Origin of the sequence: Klebsiella sp., from assembly GCF_027492335.1 — a bacterium.
Lineage (GTDB): Bacteria > Pseudomonadota > Gammaproteobacteria > Enterobacterales > Enterobacteriaceae > Klebsiella > Klebsiella huaxiensis.
In genome coordinates, this window is sequence record NZ_JAPUEW010000050.1 from 1 (window position 1) to 18,086 (window position 18,086).

The window sequence follows — 18,086 nt, forward strand, 5'->3', positions numbered from 1 at the left end:
AATGCTTTCAGATACCCTGAACCCAATTTTGGGCACGGTAACAATAACCTCTTCAGTACACCCCATATTCCTGAATACGGCTCTCAGGTCCGAAATATACTTATTGAGACTATGGCTGGAAGTTCGTAGCCCATGCGCATCCCAGACTTTTTCAAGGATCTCATCCCGATAAACCACACGCTCCCTATGGTCTAAAAGGAATTTAAGCAGGCGACTTGTTGTCGCTGTTAGCGCGACGTTAGAGTCATCATCGAGCCATACCAGCCCGTCATCACTCCTGAAATGAATCGTACCTTGAATTTTGTAGATCATATACTAGCCTTTCAAATAATCTTCAGACGCACACAATCCGCATAGATTTAGCATAAACAGCATCTTATGCTGAATTCCATTATAATTTTCTTATAAATTAGATTATAACATCTAAAAATCGAAAAAACAAAATACATATAACCAATAAAAAATTCAGTGGTATTATTGTTCTCATCGAAACAAGGGGGCAGCCTGACTTATCGGAGCTCACCTTCCACTGGAGACAACATGACCACGCCGCGATAAGCAGAGATAAAGAAGCCTGCTGCTGCGGTGAAGATTAAGAGACAAATACATAAGCATAAAATAATAACATCATGTAACTAATTTCATGATAACACATAGCATTTATGGTGGTATTTTCCTCTTCAGGATTAGATGCCCGGAGCGGAATATGAAGATATTTTATATGAGTATAAAAGAACAAAAATATGCTCTTAGCGTACTAATGATAAGTAACACTGGAAAGCAGGAAAGAATATTCCCTAAGAAAATTCCAATATAAAGAGCATGCCTATTGTTTTACGTAAAATGATAACTAAATCCTATCATTTTATTTATATAAAAGTCGTTATGGACATTGAAATTTGAGATTTTAAACCACCAGACAGCCAGTTTAGCAACATATAACCCTGCAATCTGTGTGTTTAATAGCCATTAAATCCTTTAGCTTATCTGCTGCGTGTCTCATAACGATATGCGATGGTAGATTACTCCTAATTCGCTGAATGGTTTTAATAACGATGAGTTAAAGGTCAACCCAAGGATGAGATTGCGTTCAGATATGAATCTATCAACTAATATTTTATCTAAGGATAAATATTTTACCCGGGGCCTTATTGAACTGCTTGGGGTAGAGTTTATTGACAATTTCTTTTTGATTATAGACCTGGACTCCAATGATCTTTCAGGCTCGGAGTGGATTTATTTTTCGAATAAGAACATTGTTGCCTTTGCATCCAGCGACTTAGCCTTTTATAAGTCGGAGCTGTTTGAAAAAATAACAGTACTAGACAAAAAGAGTAACACAAAGAGCATCCTGAATTTCTTCTTAAAGAAAGAGATGTCGGGAAACTATCATACTAAATTCCATCTGAGTCTGCGTGAAAAGCAGATATTAAGTATGTTAAGCAGAGGGGAAAGCAACCAGGAAATAGCAGAAGAATTTGGCGTGAAACTTAAGACTATTTATACGCATCGCCGCAACCTGATGAATAAGCTGGGTTGTAGAAATAGGATTACGTTTCAAAAATTATTTTTTAACAACAAATGTTTTTTTAAGTGAAGCACCGCTTCAGGATTATTTAATCAACAGGAGATTTACCATGAACAAATTAGCACTCATCGTTATTTCAGCATTGTCCCTGAGCTCTGCAGCGGCCCTGGCAGCGGATGCCACGGTGAACGGCGGGACGGTGCATTTTAAAGGTGAAGTGGTTAACGCAGCCTGTGCAGTTGATGCCGGTTCTATCGACCAGACCGTTCAGTTAGGCCAGGTTCGTTCAGCACGTCTCGCTACCGCGGGCAGCACCAGCTCTGCAGTCGGCTTTAACATCCAGCTGAATGATTGTGACACTACCGTTTCCGAAAAAGCGGCCATCGCTTTCACCGGCACGGCGATTGACAGCACCAACCCAACCGTACTGGCACTGCAGAACTCCGCTGCGGGCGGCGCGACTAACGTCGGCGTGCAGATCCTTGACCGTACCGGTGTGCCACTGGCGCTGGATGGTGCAACCTTCGGTGCGCAAACCACTCTGAACGATGGCACCAACGTCATCCCGTTCCAGGCTCGCTACTTCGCGACAGGTGCAGCCACTGCGGGTACTGCTAACGCTGACGCTACCTTTAAAGTGCAGTACGAGTAATTTCTTCATCAGGCAGGGAAGCACATCGGGCCAGGATGGCCCGTTATCCGAATTAAGACTGGGGTGATAACGATGCAAAGGATGAAGTCAGGTCTGTTGATATTTTTGCTCCCACCGCTGGCGCTGGCCGGTAACCAGTGGGACATCATGCTGCCCGGCGGTGGCATGCGTTTCCAGGGGCTTGTCATTGCCGAGTCATGCCGCGTTGAAGCGGGCGATCGGCAGATGACGGTCAAGATGGGGCAAATCAGCAGCAATCGGTTTCATTCTGCGGGCGAGGATACCAATCCCGTCCCCTTCGACATTCACCTGCAGGAGTGCAGTACCGCCGTGAGCCAGCGCGTTGGCGTGGCATTTCACGGCGTCGCGGACGGTAAAAACCCGGACGTGCTCTCGGTGGGCGAAGGACCGGGGATCGCCACCGGTATTGGCGTGGCCCTGTTTGATAAAACAGGCAATCTGATCCCACTCAATGCGCCACCAGCATCATGGACACAATTGCACACGGGTCCGACTACCCTGCATTTTGTCGCCAAATATCGTTCCACCGGGAATCAGGTCACCGGAGGAGCAGCAAATGCTCAGGCCTGGTTCTCCCTGACCTACCAGTAATCAGTACCGGTAACAGGAATAACAGTGAGTAAGAAAGAGGTAAGCATGAAAAATACACTGGGTACTATGCGCGGGATGCGCGGTTTACTGGCAGGACTTTTACTGATCGCCACCACCGGTTTCGCCGCGCAGGCGCAAGCCGGGGTCGCGCTGGGTGCAACTCGCGTCATTTATCCGTCCGGGCAAAAGCAAGTTCAGTTGGCAGTAACCAATAACGACGAGAACACCTATCTGATTCAGTCCTGGGTAGAAAATGCCGATGGCGTGAAAGACGGACGTTTTGTTATCACTCCGCCGCTGTTTGCCATGCAGGGGAAAAAGGAGAACACCCTGCGCATCCTTGATGCCACCAATAACCAGTTGCCACAAGACCGGGAAACCCTGTTCTGGATGAACGTCAAAGCTATCCCGTCGATGGACAAATCGAAACTCAGCGACAATACCCTGCAGCTGGCGATTATCAGCCGCATCAAGCTCTATTATCGCCCGGCAAAGCTGGCGCTGCCGCCGGATCAGGCTCCGGAAAAGCTGAAGTTTCGTCGCAGCGCGGGCTCGCTCACGCTGATTAATCCGACGCCTTATTTTCAGACGGTTACCGAGCTCAATGCCGGAACCCGCATCCTGAAAAATGCGCTGGTCCCGCCGATGGGCGAAACCACCGTCCAGTTACCCTCCGATGCAGGTAGCGAAATTACCTATCGGACGATCAACGACTACGGCGCACTGACTCCGCGTATGAAAGGCGCTATGCAGTAACTGAACGGGGAGCCGCGCTCTCCCCCCCTGAACTGAAAATATACCGATTGCCGGGCGACTTTGGACCGGAGGGACTATGTCACATCTGAAATATGGACTCGACTGTTTGGATACCCGGCGCATTGCTCCAGGATCTGCGCGCATATTCGCGCAGATCCCTCTTGCCTTTTTACTTGCCTCACCAGCCTTTTATGCACAGGCGGAACTCTATTTTAACCCGCGTTTTCTGGCGGACGATCCCGCAGCCGTAGCGGATCTTTCCGGTTTTGAAAAAGGCCAGGAGTTGCCGCCAGGTACCTATCGCGCCGATATCTATCTGAATGACGGGTATATGACCACCCGCGATGTCACCTTTAATGTCGACGAAAAAAACCACGAACTGGCCCCCTGCCTGACGCGTGGGCAGCTTGCCAGCATGGGCGTCAATACGTTGGCCATTGCCGGAATCGACGTACTGGCAGCGGACGCCTGCGTGCCGTTGACCGAGATGATAAAAGACGCCACTACCCGCTTTGATGCCGGGCAGCAGCGGCTCTGGATAACCGTTCCCCAAGCATTTATGGGCAACCGCGCCCGCGGCTATATTCCGCCTGAGCTCTGGGACCACGGAATTAACGCCGGACTGCTGAACTACAATTTCACCGGCAACAACGTCCACAACGACGTGGGCGGCAGCAGCAACTACGCCTACCTGAACCTGCAAAGCGGCCTGAATCTGGGCGCCTGGCGCCTGCGTGATAACACCACCTGGAGCTACAGCAGCAGCGGTAGCTCGTCGATCAGTGAAAACAAATGGCAGCACGTTAACACCTGGCTGGAGCGTGACATCACGCTGCTGCGCTCACGCCTGACGCTCGGCGACAGCTATACCAACGGCGATGTTTTCGACGGCATTAACTTCCGCGGCGTACAGTTGGCGTCCGACGATAACATGCTGCCGGATAGCCAGAAGGGCTTTGCCCCGGTAATCCACGGGATTGCCCGCGGCACGGCCCAGGTCTCGGTGAAACAGAACGGCTATGAGATCTACCAAAGTACGGTACCGCCTGGTCCGTTCACTATTAACGATCTCTATGCCGCAGGCAGCGGCGGCGATCTGCAGGTGACCATCAAAGAGGCAGACGGCAGCAGCCAGGTCATCAGTGTCCCCTACTCGTCGGTCCCGGTGCTCCAGCGCGAAGGCCATACCCGCTATGCCGTCACTACCGGTGAATACCGCAGCGGCAGCACCCAGCAGGAAAAACCGAAATTCTTCCAGGGCACCCTACTGCACGGGCTTCCGGCTGGCTGGACGCTGTACGGCGGCACCCAACTGGCGGACCGCTATCGCGCCTTTAACCTCGGCGTGGGTAAAAATATGGGCGAACTGGGTGCCTTGTCTGTGGACATCACTCAGGCCAACGCCACTCTGCCCGATGACAGCGATCATCAGGGGCAGTCAATACGCTTTCTGTATAACAAATCGCTCACGGATACCGGCACCAATATCCAGCTGGTGGGATATCGCTACTCCACGCGCGGCTATTTCAGCTTCGCCGATACCACCTACAATCGGATGAGCGGCTACAACGTCGAAACGCAGGATGGCGTGGTTGAAGTGAAGCCGAAGTTCACCGACTACTACAACCTCGCTTACAACAAGCGCGGCAAGGTACAGCTCAGTGTCACCCAACAATTGGGTCGTACCGCCACCCTCTATCTGAGCGGTAGCCATCAAACCTACTGGGGCACCGGCAAGGCCGATCAGCAGCTACAGGCTGGACTGAACGCCGCCGTCGACGATATTAACTGGACGCTGAGCTACAGCCTGACCAAAAACGCCTGGCAGCAGGGGCGCGATCAGATGCTGGCGGTTAACGTCAATATTCCGTTCAGCCACTGGATGCGCTCGGACAGCAACTCCGCCTGGCGACACGCCAGCGCCAGCTACAGCATGTCAAACGATCTCAACGGCCGGACCACCAGCCTCGCAGGCCTGTACGGCACGCTGCTGGAAGATAACAACCTGAGCTACAGCGTGCAGACCGGCTACGCGGGCGGCGGCGAAGGCAACAGCGGCGCGACCGGCTACACCGCGCTGAACTACCGTGGCGGCTACGGCAACGCCAATATCGGCTATAGCCGCAGCGACGGCATCAAGCAGCTTTATTACGGTCTGAGCGGCGGCGTACTGGCCCATGCCGATGGCGTCACCCTGAGCCAACCAATGAACGACACCGTGGTGCTGATTAAGGCCCCCGGCGCTGACAATGTGAAAGTGGAAAACCAGACCGGGGTTCAGACCGACTGGCGAGGTTACGCCGTGCTGCCTTACGCCACCGAATACCGGGAAAACCGGGTGGCGCTGAATACCAACAGCCTCGCCGATAACGTCGATCTGGACGATGCGGTGGCCAGCGTGGTCCCGACCCACGGGGCGATTGTCCGCGCTGAATTTAAAGCTCACGTCGGGCTCAAGCTACTGATGTCGCTTATCTATAACGGCAAACCGGTCCCCTTCGGCGCGCTGGTCACCTCGGACAGCAACCAGGGCAGCAGCATCGTCGCCGACAACGGCCAGGTTTATTTGAGCGGGATGCCGCTGGTCGGCAAAGTGCAGGCGAAATGGGGTGAAGGCCCGAACGCCAGCTGCGAAGCCGACTATAGCCTGTCGCCGGAAAGCCAGAACCAGATGCTGAGCCAGCTATCAGCCGAGTGCCGCTAAGGAAACCATGATGATGAGAAAAACCCTTTATCTGCTGTGCGCCATCCTGTCACTGGTGGTTGCCAACGCCAGCGCGGCGGACAGCACCATCACCATCAGCGGTTACGTTCGCGATAACGCCTGCGCCGTCGCGGGCGAATCCAAAGATTTTACCGTCGACCTGCTGGATAACGCCGCAAAACAGTTCCATGCGGTCGGGGCCACCACACCTTTGGTGCCCTTTCGCATCGTCCTGTCGCCCTGCGGCAGCTCGGTCACGGCGGTGAAAATCGGTTTTGTTGGTATTGCCGATAGCATCAATACCGACTTGCTAAAACTCGACGGCGGGGCAACATCCGCAGCGGGCATGGGCGTGCAGATCCTTGACGCGCAGCAGACAATGCTACCGCTTAACGCCACGTCAGCCACGATCCCATGGACCACGCTGACCCCCGGCCAGACCAACACGTTGAACTTTTATGCCCGGTTGATGGCCACTCAGGTACCGGTGACCGCCGGACACGTAAATGCAACCGCAACATTCACTCTCGAATTTCAGTAACCGGAGGCGCTGATGAAATTTACCCACACCGGATGGCTTCTGGCCGCGATGCTGGCAGCGACCGCCCCAACGCTACAGGCCGCCGACGTCACCATTACCGTTAACGGTAAAGTGGTGGCCAAACCCTGTACGGTTTCCACTCTTAACGCCACCGTTGATCTTGGCGATCTTTACACCTTTAGTCTGGTGTCTGCCGGCTCCTCTTCCCCGTGGCACAGCGTAGCGCTCAACCTGAGCAACTGCCCGGTCGGCACGTCGCGGGTCACCGCCAGCTTCAGCGGTACGGCAGATGCCACTGGCTACTACAAGAATCAGGGTACCGCAGGAAATATCCAGCTTGAACTGCAGGATGACGGCGGTACCACGTTGAATACCGGCGCGAAAAAAGAGGTCCAGGTGGATGATGCAACCCAGTCCGCCAGCTTCCCGCTACAAGTCAGAGCGCTGACGGTCAACGGCGGGGCCACCCAGGGAACTATTCAGGCAGTGATTAACGTCACCTACACCTACGCCTGAGCCAGGAGAACAGAGTAATGAGAAAAATATTAACCCTGCTGATGACGCTGCTGCTGGCGGGCTGGTCGCTAAACGCCTGGTCATTCGCCTGCAAAACCGCAGCTGGCGTCACCATCCCCATCGGCGGTGGTACAGCGAACGTTTACGTCAACCTCGCTCCAGCGGTCAGCGTCGGGCAGAACCTGGTGGTAGATCTCTCAACGCAGATTTTTTGCCATAACGACTATCCGGACACCATGATCGATTATGTGACGCTACAGCGCGGCTCGGCATACGGCGGCGTGCTGTCGAGCTTTTCCGGTACCGTCAGATACAACGGCACCAGCTATCCGTTTCCAACCACCAGCGAAACGGCGCGGATGACTTATGATACCAAGATCGATAAACCCTGGCCTACGGTCCTCTACCTGACGCCCATCAGCACCGCAGGCGGGGTGGCAATTTCCGCCGGGTCATTAATCGCCGTGCTAATCCTGCGTCAGACCAACAACAAGGATAACGACGACTTCCAGTTCGTGTGGAATATTTACGCCAACAACGACGTCGTGGTTCCGACGGGCGGCTGCGACGTTTCTGCCCGCGATGTGACGGTGACGCTGCCGGAATACCCCGCTTCGGCCGCAATTCCGCTGACGGTTTACTGCGCACAAAGCCAGAATCTGGGTTATTACCTCTCCGGCACCACGGAAAACGCGGCTAATTCGATATTTACTAATACCGCGTCGGCCTCCCCGGCCCAGGGGATTGGTGTTCAGTTGACGCGTAACGGCAGTGTCGTTCCCGCTAACAGCCTTGTGTCGTTAGGATCCGTGAGCACCTCAGCGGTCAGCCTGGGATTAACCGCCAACTATGCACGTACCAGTGGACAGGTGACGGCGGGCAACGTGCAATCTATTATCGGGGTGACCTTTGTTTACGAATAATTCGCCCATACCAGACTGCGAGTCGAGGGGGGATTATATCTTGTCTCCCTGCTCGCTGGCCGCCACGGGACTAGTCGCCATGATGATTGAAGGCGGGATGCCGCCCGTGGTGCTGTCCTCTGACGACCTGGTGATACCCGTCAACACCCACGTTCACCGTATCGTGGTGTTTTTGCCCGACGCGCCAGGCAAGCTCCTTAGCACACTACGGCAAGCCGCAGACCTGCTGGAGCACTCCGACATGCCGCTACCAATGTTGCTCCTTAGCCGCAGCCCGGCCAACTGGCTGTGGCACACACTGTTGCATCAGGTTACAGACCGGCATCTGCTTTCTGAAGTGCGTGCCGCCGCCTCCGACCTCCCCGTCTCCTGCCTGTCAGCACTGCTTCAGGACCACATTCTCGAGAGCTATCCTTTACTTGAGCAATTATCAGACGAAGAGGCACAAGTTCGTGGAAAACGCCCCGGCGGGCTAACCAGGCCGGAGCTCAACGCCATTCTTGGTTTATTCAGTGAATACAGCGCTATCGTCCAGGCAAAACGCCGCGGCATCAGCCACAAAACCCTCTACAACCAAAGAACTGCAGGACTGAAAAAGATGTTGGAACACCACCCTCAGCTGGCCGCTTGTTTTCCCGGCGGTCATCTCAAAGGAACGACAAATGAAGCCCTCAACGCGCTGTCCACTTTTGAGCGCGAATTTGTGCATGCTATTTACAGTCGGCAAATTTTCCCGGTTTTCCAGCCGATCACCGATGAGCATCTGCAGGTACGGGGAATAGAGATCCTTTCCCGCTGGCGTCGGAATGGCGATGTACTGCTTGCCGGCGATTTTTTGCCACAGGTACATTCTGAGTACGCATGGCTGGTACTGACCGCGTTTGTGCTTCAGGAGGCGGTACAGAATATTAATCAGCATCCTGGCGAGTGTTATTTCTCGGTGAATATTCCCACCGCTATCGCCAACAATGAAAACCTGATCAGAATGATGGAAACGGCGCGTCAGCAGCTACGTCATCCCCGAATGTCTGACCGACTAGTGCTAGAATTTGCTGAAACCATAGACCCTAATCAACATGGAAAAATAGCTGAAAATATCGCCCGACTACGCAAGCGCGGCTTTCGTATCATGTTGGATGACTGCTTTTCACAAAGCAGCGTGATGTTTCCGGTGCGCACGGTCATATTCGACGCATATAAGTTAGATATGAGTATTGTGAAAGATATGCAGTGCGACCTGCACGCGCTGACTCTGATAAAGAGTCTGATCTATTATTGCCAGCTTACCGGTAGCCGCTGCATTGCCGAAGGCGTAGACAGCCAGGAAAAATTCAACCAATTACGTGCACTGGGAATCAATCGCTTTCAGGGATATTACCTCTCGCCACCGGTCAGCAGGGACAACGTGGCGGATCTTATCCAGAAAATCTCACCAGGGGTTAACTATCAATCCTCCGGCGTGTATTGATAAAACATAAACAGATCAGCGGCCCGCTAACGGATTCATCCTAATAATATCCCAGCACAGCAATAATCCATGCACACCCGTCAATCCACCAATACGGGACATCAGGCGGTTTTTTAAGATATTAACATATCGCGGTGAGCATCCGGTTTTCAGTGAAATTTCCTTCAGCCCTCCGCCCTGAAGCAAACTTTCAATAATACAATACTCGCTGCGGCTAATCCGTATATTTAGCGATCCGCTACTAGCGGTGAAAACACACTGTAAAAAATCGCCAATAGAAATATTTTCTGGAATAACAACAACCTCATGAATATCGAGCCAGTGCTGTCCCCGACTGAATAACCCTGGGGGAGATAAAACCAGCACATTCCCTTTGCACATCCCCAATTCATTTAAAATCGTTTTTCGTAGCCGAATACATCTCACCGACAGGATAATTAAGGTCACCGGGTATTGTGCTATTCTCTCCCGAAGCTCGCTAAGATTACCCCCTTTTTCATCCAGCAGGGTGGTATAACATGCAGCAACTTCAGTGACGGTCTCAGTTAATACCGAAAGAATACCGTTCCCCAGATAATAATTGTCGGTAATAATATGATATGACTTATCTCTTACGGGCATCACTCGCCTCCCATGATTATTCTGCCAGCTAATCGTAAGTCACATACATGTTCACTTTACCCGTTACAGGTCCGGTGTAGTTAGCTCCAGAACGCGTCACGGCAGCATTCTGGACATAGCGGGCATGGAAAGCCGCCGTGCCAAAAGAATCAAAAGCGGGTGTCAGAGAAACAAAAGCGCCGTGGCTTCCGGTATCCGTTATTGTCGTATTATCAACATTCACCTTACTGCCGTTGTATAACATTTCAATTTCCAACCCCTCAATCTTGCTTCCTCCGGCAGTATCATACAGGCTGATATTCTTGTTGCTGGAAAGCGATGTACCGGTATCTTCGAATCGAAAACGAACATGATTTACTTTACCCGTACACTCAAGAGAGAGATTAACCGGCACCTGCGCGCCGTAGGCTGGCGCACCGGTATAATTAATCACGTCTGCCGCCCAGCGCCCCATCGGTAAAGTGTAATCCGTGGTTTTCAATTGGCAGGCAGGTGGGGCTATCGTGATACCCGAACCATCTAAAAACCCGGTTAAAGTCGCCGTGTTTGTATTCTGGCGAATGGTGTTACGCATGGCGATGGCTGGAGATTTTGCGGTCAGTGCACCATTATATTGTATTGTGCCTATTTTAACTAACGACATTCTTACTGAAACGCTTCCCGTATGAGTAGGAAAAATATAATTCACTGGGGAAAAGTTAAATCTGTACTTCCTCATAGCTTGCGTTACCCCCTGAGATGTATATCCTGCTAAAGTACCATCAACCTCAGTACCAACGGGGACCTTCTGAGTATAGGAAGGAGAGTAATAAGAGGTATCATAGTACTCACACTGAACGGTTACCCCCCCACATCCCGTATAATTAAATCCTGGCGAAGTATTATATCTGAACCAGAGTTTCAGACCCAGTCCGCTGTCGCTAAGTGGAATATAACCTCCAGTATCATAAGACATAAGTATGCGACTATCTAAATAGCCATCAATGTCTGCGCCGCCGCCGCTAATCCCGCTGGAGGTACAGAGAACAATAAAATCAGAAAATGCCTCACCATAGCCCCACGAAAAAATCTCGGTTCCGTTCGGCACATCATTACCGACAACAAATGTTCGAGGTACCGTCAGCGGTCTTTCGTCAGGCACAATATAATTACACCAGGCAGCTACCTGCCCCACCACAGTTCCGCTAGACCATGCAGCAGTGAAACTGTGAGTCGCGGCAGAGACTTCCGCGACAGTCATTCCAGCGAATGCGACTATACCTGAGCATGTTACCGCCTTTAATAAACCGTTCACTGGTGCACCTCCGCCGTCTGCTCTTTGCCTGCCCCACCCCAATCGTTCATCCCGCTCCACGTCACACTAATGTTATTGCCCTTGATTGAGGATGGCAGTTCATAACGTTCACTTCCTCCCGGCGGCACCATCAGATACTTATCGTCCAGACGTTTTGCCGTACCCAGCCCTTTTACCGAAAGCTCACCGAAGCTGACATAGTAAACGCTGGGGTTCGTCGCCCGTAGCCAGCGCTTCCCGTCCGCCTGCTCCATTCGCCACGTCAGCTTTGACGGTGCATCGACATTTCCCTGGGCATCCAGCCCCGCTGGACGAACAAATACCTTCAAGCGACTGCGAATCGCAATCACCAGGCTATTGCCATTATCATCGGCTTTAGGCGGGATTTCCTGCAGGGACAGCCAGTACACAGACTCCTTGTCCTGAGGAATATTGCCTTTCATCACCACCAGACGAAGCTTGCCATTCTTTTTGCCCTCAAGTTTCATCACCGGCGGGGTCAGCACCAGCGGGATATCTTTATCTTTTCCGTCGGTATCCTCCAGCCAGGACTGCACCATGTAGGTTTCCGTACTCTCATTGACAATTTCCACCGGCGTTTCCCGGTCTTCGGCATAGGCCACGATACGCGTTAGCTGGGGACGAACCGCTGACTCTGCTGGTACGGCTATTGCGCCAGCCACTAACATTACGCCCAGTATCGATTTGGTGTTGATCATCATGCTTATCTCCCTTCATCCTTTTTATGCTGCCGTTTGTGACTTAACGTCATCAACGGCAGTTCACAGTTTGTTTCTTGTACCAGTCTTCCGGTGACTGGCGTCCTTCAGGCAGCGCAAGTAGCGTAAAGCTGCACTGCTCTCCCTGCTGCTTACCCCATACAACGCTCAGCTGCTGGTCATTACGGGCATCGAGGCCGCTCAGATAAGCCTGGCCGTGATTGCCGACAATCCCCGCTTCCTCTTTTTCCCCTGCCAGGTACACCATTGCACCGAGCGGGATTTTTTTATGGCTTTGAATATCCACCATCGCGCGGCGACCGACGCGGGTAGCAAATTTCAGTAATACCGCCGCGCCTTCGCTAGGCACGACCCGGCGGGAAGACTCCTTCAGTTCAACATTTTGTGATTTGGCGCTACGACCGGTATCCAGACTGATGTCGTTGTAACGATACGGCGTCAACCAGGTCACCATGGCGTGACCAAAATAGTCGGTCTCAGCATTACCCGCCCCTGAGACGCTGATACCTGATGCGCCAGGCGTTTCAATAATAGCTACCGTGTTGCCCAACTGCGGGGAAAGCACTACCCCGCCGCGATACAAGGTGACACCGCCGCTCATGCCAGCCGAATACTGGCTATGACCGCTGCTGTGGCTCATCCCCCCGGATATGCTGGCCAGACTACCGTTGTAGCCCACCGTTCCCGACTGGCTATACTCCCCATGCGCATCGCGCATCACGTTGGCGGAATAGTTGACCCGGCTGTCCAGGGTGCTACCGGAATAGCCCATCGACTGGCTGTACTGATTATTACGATCGCGATTAATGCTGTAGTTAATGGAGCCATAATCACGGCTGCGCGCGTCAAAAATGCCCAGCGGCAGGCTAACGGACAACCCTATTTGGGTATCTGAATTATTGGTATCCCGGGTCCTCGTCAGAGACAGAGAGACGCTGGCAGAGCCTATCGTGGTCCCGGCGCCTCCGCTAATCGAGGTGCTTTTACGACTGGTCCCGTAGTAGCGGTCCTCACTCATCCCCAGATAGAGACTGCCGTATTGACTCAGGCTTTGGTTGAGGGTCATCTCCACCCGGCTGCGTTTACGCTGCATCCACTCTGAATCGCCCCAGGAATATCCCCCGATACGCTCATAGCTCTGGCGAGAAAGAAACTCCGGAAACTCCAGAAAATCAGCAGAACGGTACTGATAGCCGAGGATCTGCAAGGAGGTGCCCGTCGCATCAAAGTGACGGGCATATAAAAAGCGTACCGCCGAACCATCGCGAATGTTGCCTTCACCCCAGGTTTCCTTATGCCGGGCATGGGCAATTTCGGTGGAAAATGCGCCAATACTCCCCACGTTCCACGCCACTCCGGCAGAAAGAGACTGATACTCTTCAGAGATCAGGGAGGAACCGCTGAGGGTGAATTTTTCCAGCCCGTACTCGAGGCTTCCGCTCGTTAACCAGGGCTCTTTCGTGCCGTGTCCCTGATTGCGATAGCGCCCTAACGCCAGGCTATAGCGTGAGGCCCCTGGTCGTATCATGTTCGGCAATGCGGTATAAGGAACATGGAATACCTGTACCTGACCATCCGACTCTTCGACGGTGACTTCCAGGTCAGCGCCCACCTGGGCACTGTACAAATCATCGATGGCAAAGGGCCCGGGCGTCAGGGTGGTGCTGTAGATAATATTTCCACGCTGGCGAATCACCAGGCGCGCGTTAGTCCTGGCGACTCCACGTACAACCGGAGAGTAGCTGAACTGATTATCCATAGACATTTTTTGACTGGTGGCCAGCGATACCCCGGTCATCGGAATAGCGCCAACCATGTACCCTGATGTATCAGTATAAATCTCACCGGCCTGCAAGCTGCTGCGCAGAAGCGCAATATCGCGGCTCAAATAAGAACGATCATGATTCGACTCCCAGCCGCTTCCTGGGTTGCGATAAAAGGAGTCAATGCTGAACAGCCTCCAGGCGCCAAGAGAGCCGATGGTATTCAGGTTAAGATAGGCGCTGCGCGAAGTGGTATCATCGCTGTCCCCGTTTTCACCCGAATAACCCTTGGTTTTAGTCGTATAAAAATAACCGTTATAGCTGGTTCTCAAGCTCGGCACACCATGATCCCACTCTGCTGGAGCAATCATAATAAAACGCTGCTTATCAATTGCCTCCTGCGGAACCGTCAGGTTCAGCACCTGCTGCGCGGCATCATAAACCACTGTGGATGAGGGGATCTTCTGCTCCACACGTTCGCATTCTGTTAACGCATCTTTCCCGGTAGTGGCCGCATCATCATATAATTCAATCTTGATTCCCAGCGCCTGCAACTGTTCGCGCGAAAGGCAAGGGATAACCCTTTGTTTGCCGTTGTCGACGAAACGAACCTCCATATGCTCGGCCAGATTTTCGTTTACTCTGATGTCGACAGGTTTCATTCCCGGAGTGATGGCATCACGCCAGATAAAAACCTCTGGCGATGCCTCACCTCTGTCCCTGCGTAAAAAGACCTCTTCAAAATCTGTGTCAGCCAGAGTACTTGTGGCCACACAACCGAAGACACAAAGAATTCCCGGGCGAAGCCATCTTGCAGAGAAACACCGGGAATTCTTTCTGTCCGTGGCGAATGAAGACGGGCTTGCTGTTGGCATTCCGTTACCCTCTTTACTGTATTATTGTTTTTCGTGTTGCCGATTCTGGTCTGTCAAACACGCCGCTGCGTAATAAAGAAACAGCCTGCCCAAACAGGCGCAGGCTGTGGGTCATCAGAAGTAAGAGATGGTGTAGTTGGCAGTGCCGGCAACCGGGCCGGCAGTGACGCTGGTGCTCAGGGATTTATACGCCGCGACGAAGTCCATATTGATAGCGCCAGAAGTGGATGGCAGCGTATAGCTGGTTGCCAAAGAAGTACCGCCGTTCATGTCAATCTGGGTACCGCCAGAGGTCAGGATAGCAACAGCCACATCAGCCGCACCTGACGGTGCGGTGTTACCTGCCACGTACGCGTCGCCTGCTGGTGCGAAAGGTGTATCAAACACAGCACGGACGTTTGCCAGGGCGCCAACTGCCGCACAACCGGTCAGTTGAATCTGGAACGCGGTATGGCCCAGATAAGTACCTGATGCAACGTTCAGAGCCGGAGCCGGAACGGCAGGTAATGTAATAGTCTGGTTAACCGCAGGTGCACCGCCGCCTACTGATACACCAGCAACCGCAGTACAAGCGCTTGCAGTAACGGTGCCCGCAAACGTAATCGTACCGTCAGCCGCCATCGCGCCAGTGGAAAGCATTGCTGAGGCCGCAACCATAGAAGCAAAAATACGGTTTAATTTCATGGTAAATACTCCATTATTTATATTTTACAAAAACCCTGACGACCACTGTTTTAAATGTGGCTAGGGCAACTTAAAATCACTTAGAAAATGAATCCAGTAGTGATAATTAATACTACGAGTGACAAACAGGCATTTTATTCCCGCTCACACCTGAAAGTTCTGTAATGAGATTAATATCCCGACAAATGAGCATTGCAGTACGATTGCAATCGGCCATTCCGTAACGCATAACCTCTTCCCGAGTGACGCGGTAGATATAATCTCTGGTGAGATGTGAGCAATTTGCCACATCTTCTACCGACGCCCCTTTGGTTATCAAATCAAATATATTACGTAGTTGTCGTGTTTTACTCTGATACTTGACTTCCGTTATTCTGGCCATCCTGATTAACGAGAGTAAATCTTGTATCGAAACCGATGCATTCACTAACCATGGGAAATATGTTCTAACAGACCGGAATACCGGGACGTCCACGAGGATAAAAACCCGACACAGCCGCAACGAACAAAAACGCATAAATTGAGTGCGATAGCGATGATTTGAAATATAGAGAACAACAACATCGCCAGGAGAAATACTTAACCATTTAATATCAAATGGTAATTTCACCAATTCCACGGCATGTCCATCCTGTTCACTGAGCCATTCCATGCCGGACAGAAAAAAGCTATTATCTGATATCAAATGATATTTCATCCATGTAATCCTTTATTTGTTATCCCGTCCAAATCATTAACAGAAAAATACCCCGTTACCTGATGAATTTATTTGTAACACGATGAACTCATTTTTATCAATCGTTTATAGCGATCAAAAAACAATTAAATAATAGATTATAACTATCAATAAGAATGTATTGATCGCAAATTACAATTAAAATTAATTAGCATTATTTACCATTGACATAAATCAATATGCCCTGCTCTCATGCATTAAAATTTCTTTTAAAATCAAATGGTAACAATAAGAAATAAACAGAAAAATCTTATTTATCCACCATGAATGGAAGCAATACAATACGTAATTGAAGAGTTTTCTTCATCAAATCGATAATTACAGCATAAACAGTTAATCAATAATTATGCTTGAGTATAATTATCTGGACTACTATTCCTAAGGTAAAGGCATAATGAATAACATATATTTCGGTGACGCTTTTTTGCCCGATTAAACATTCAGATATAATTGATGTCGAATTCTTAAGCGCAAGACAGGATGGAATTATATTTATCGGTTGTAATATGACCATTCTCTGCCCATATAAGCCATTTCTTCATTACAGGAGAAGCGAGGAACATGCCGTCAGAAGATGGCGCGATGCGAAAAATTGACCAGGGAAGCTGTTAGCTGGACATATCCTGGACCACCGCGGGAAAGTTATGGATGGGAAAGTTCTCAAATATGGCTAATGTTGACGGACGCCAGCGAGCGCCCGATCGGGCCTGCAAATACGACAACCTCATCAGGTTGTACGTTTTCTAAAGGCCCACACATGTGACGCGCCGCTGCTCGTTACAAGTAGCCTGGTCAGCAAAAAGGATGGTTCCGGTAAACCACTACCAGCCGCAGACGTTGGTCTCTTCATCAGACTCGTAGCCGCGCACGATGTTGATCAGGTCTTTAACCGCATCAGCGGCGATGGTCGGATCCTGCAACTCAGCCAGGGTAGCGAATTCATTGTCTACCGATACACCATTATTATTGTTGGTGACCGTCAATATAAACCCTTTTCCTCCAGCATTATCCGCGGACAGCGTAGAAATAAGCTCCGATACGGCTTGCACGGCGATGTCAGGGACATAAAGCGCCATCGGCTTAAGATAGACTTTCTCTTTTTTATCTTTATTGTTGCCGTTAATCACCGCTAATGAGTAACCCAGATTTTCACTGTTCATCTTCTTCCTTAGCCCTCAATCAGAATTTTAGGATCGACATAAAAATCGACATTAAAAACGGTATCCTCCGTTAACGCCTCAATGCAGTGCCATTTTTCGGGCGGGAAAACGCCAAATTCACCTTCGGCAATGGTTAACGTTTCCACCGGATCGGCGCTGGTCTCATCAGCAAAGCCCAGATAGCGTATCGCCCCTTTCATTACCGACAGCCGTGGATAGACTCCCTGCCGGGTCCCGGCATCAAGATGTCTTTTCCAGATTGACGCCGGAGCGGTCTCTTTGGTCCACAGCGGCGTGCTACGGGTATGCACATAGTGGGTCGGGATAATGATTCGCTGCATGATTCTGCCTCTCTTTACGCACTATCAGTACGATCGGGAACGGGAAAATATGTTGCATATCATATACCCCTTTCAATCACTGAGGGGATTATTTTTTGGCAAACGTTGCACCTACCCCTATTTATACCCACCAGGAGTTAGGTACTCACTAAAATAGATACGAGCGATTCTA

At 51.2% G+C, this 18,086-nt stretch carries 18 protein-coding genes; 9 read left to right on the top strand and 9 right to left on the bottom strand.

Going from position 1 to position 18,086, the window contains the following annotated elements; translation table 11 throughout:
- The coding region (locus QVF11_RS15925; RefSeq protein WP_287858182.1) for a winged helix-turn-helix domain-containing protein at window positions 1-312 on the bottom strand (312 nt) is incomplete at its 3' end.
- Between the two features lie 784 nt (window positions 313-1,096).
- On the opposite strand from QVF11_RS15925, the gene QVF11_RS15930 reads away from it, so the two are divergent.
- From QVF11_RS15930 to QVF11_RS15970, 9 genes are all read left to right on the top strand, one after another.
- Window positions 1,097-1,597, top strand: coding sequence for a helix-turn-helix transcriptional regulator (locus QVF11_RS15930; protein ID WP_110275407.1), 501 nt, complete (start codon window positions 1,097-1,099; stop codon window positions 1,595-1,597).
- A 40-nt stretch (window positions 1,598-1,637) separates the two neighbouring features.
- Window positions 1,638-2,180, top strand: coding sequence for a type 1 fimbrial major subunit FimA (gene fimA, locus QVF11_RS15935; protein ID WP_110275408.1), 543 nt, complete (start codon window positions 1,638-1,640; stop codon window positions 2,178-2,180).
- A gap of 72 nt (window positions 2,181-2,252) precedes the next feature.
- On the top strand, window positions 2,253-2,792 hold the full coding sequence (fimI, locus tag QVF11_RS15940; RefSeq protein WP_130624362.1) for a type 1 fimbrial minor subunit FimI: 540 nt from the start codon (window positions 2,253-2,255) through the stop codon (window positions 2,790-2,792).
- 66 nt (window positions 2,793-2,858) lie between these two features.
- Window positions 2,859-3,548, top strand: coding sequence for a fimbria/pilus periplasmic chaperone (locus QVF11_RS15945; RefSeq protein WP_376767697.1), 690 nt, complete (start codon window positions 2,859-2,861; stop codon window positions 3,546-3,548).
- Window positions 3,549-3,624: 76 nt separating this feature from the next.
- Window positions 3,625-6,252 carry a fimbrial biogenesis usher protein gene (locus QVF11_RS15950; protein WP_112216570.1) on the top strand — a complete coding sequence of 876 codons (2,628 nt, stop codon included), beginning with the start codon at window positions 3,625-3,627 and terminating at the stop codon, window positions 6,250-6,252.
- 13 nt (window positions 6,253-6,265) lie between these two features.
- Complete coding sequence (fimF, locus tag QVF11_RS15955) at window positions 6,266-6,793, top strand: type 1 fimbrial adaptor subunit FimF (protein WP_287858235.1); 528 nt, start codon at window positions 6,266-6,268, stop codon at window positions 6,791-6,793.
- Between the two features lie 12 nt (window positions 6,794-6,805).
- Entirely contained in the window at window positions 6,806-7,309 is a 504-nt protein-coding gene (gene fimG, locus QVF11_RS15960) for a type 1 fimbrial minor subunit FimG (RefSeq protein ID WP_112216572.1), read from the top strand.
- 17 nt (window positions 7,310-7,326) lie between these two features.
- Window positions 7,327-8,232, top strand: a complete 906-nt coding sequence (locus QVF11_RS15965) for a fimbrial protein (protein ID WP_112216573.1) — start codon at window positions 7,327-7,329, stop codon at window positions 8,230-8,232.
- Window positions 8,219-9,700 (top strand): EAL domain-containing protein, encoded by a 1,482-nt coding sequence (locus tag QVF11_RS15970; RefSeq protein WP_407657793.1) that lies wholly within the window; start codon window positions 8,219-8,221, stop codon window positions 9,698-9,700. Before QVF11_RS15965 ends, QVF11_RS15970 begins: the two co-directional genes overlap by 14 nt.
- Before the next feature lie 15 nt (window positions 9,701-9,715).
- Here QVF11_RS15970 and QVF11_RS15975 read toward each other — a convergent pair whose 3' ends face one another.
- The 8 genes from QVF11_RS15975 to QVF11_RS16010 all read right to left on the bottom strand — a co-directional run bounded on the left by QVF11_RS15975 (window position 9,716) and on the right by QVF11_RS16010 (window position 17,914).
- Window positions 9,716-10,321, bottom strand: a complete 606-nt coding sequence (locus QVF11_RS15975; RefSeq protein WP_287858183.1) for a hypothetical protein — start codon at window positions 10,319-10,321, stop codon at window positions 9,716-9,718.
- Between the two features lie 28 nt (window positions 10,322-10,349).
- Entirely contained in the window at window positions 10,350-11,615 is a 1,266-nt protein-coding gene (locus tag QVF11_RS15980; RefSeq protein ID WP_287858185.1) for a fimbrial protein, read from the bottom strand.
- Complete coding sequence (locus tag QVF11_RS15985) at window positions 11,612-12,337, bottom strand: fimbrial biogenesis chaperone (RefSeq protein ID WP_287858186.1); 726 nt, start codon at window positions 12,335-12,337, stop codon at window positions 11,612-11,614. The genes QVF11_RS15980 and QVF11_RS15985 overlap by 4 nt, the downstream gene beginning before the upstream one ends.
- 49 nt (window positions 12,338-12,386) lie before the next feature.
- Window positions 12,387-14,891 carry a fimbria/pilus outer membrane usher protein gene (locus QVF11_RS15990; RefSeq protein WP_287858187.1) on the bottom strand — a complete coding sequence of 835 codons (2,505 nt, stop codon included), beginning with the start codon at window positions 14,889-14,891 and terminating at the stop codon, window positions 12,387-12,389.
- A 216-nt stretch (window positions 14,892-15,107) separates the two neighbouring features.
- Window positions 15,108-15,677 carry a fimbrial protein gene (locus QVF11_RS15995; RefSeq protein ID WP_287858188.1) on the bottom strand — a complete coding sequence of 190 codons (570 nt, stop codon included), beginning with the start codon at window positions 15,675-15,677 and terminating at the stop codon, window positions 15,108-15,110.
- 112 nt (window positions 15,678-15,789) lie between these two features.
- Window positions 15,790-16,374 (bottom strand): hypothetical protein, encoded by a 585-nt coding sequence (locus tag QVF11_RS16000; protein ID WP_287858190.1) that lies wholly within the window; start codon window positions 16,372-16,374, stop codon window positions 15,790-15,792.
- A gap of 860 nt (window positions 16,375-17,234) precedes the next feature.
- Window positions 17,235-17,573 (bottom strand): DUF1869 domain-containing protein, encoded by a 339-nt coding sequence (locus tag QVF11_RS16005; RefSeq protein ID WP_110275567.1) that lies wholly within the window; start codon window positions 17,571-17,573, stop codon window positions 17,235-17,237.
- Between the two features lie 8 nt (window positions 17,574-17,581).
- A complete protein-coding gene (locus QVF11_RS16010; protein WP_112216580.1) occupies window positions 17,582-17,914 on the bottom strand; it encodes a TehB-like domain-containing protein in 333 nt (110 codons plus the stop codon).
- Window positions 17,915-18,086: the final 172 nt, after the last annotated feature.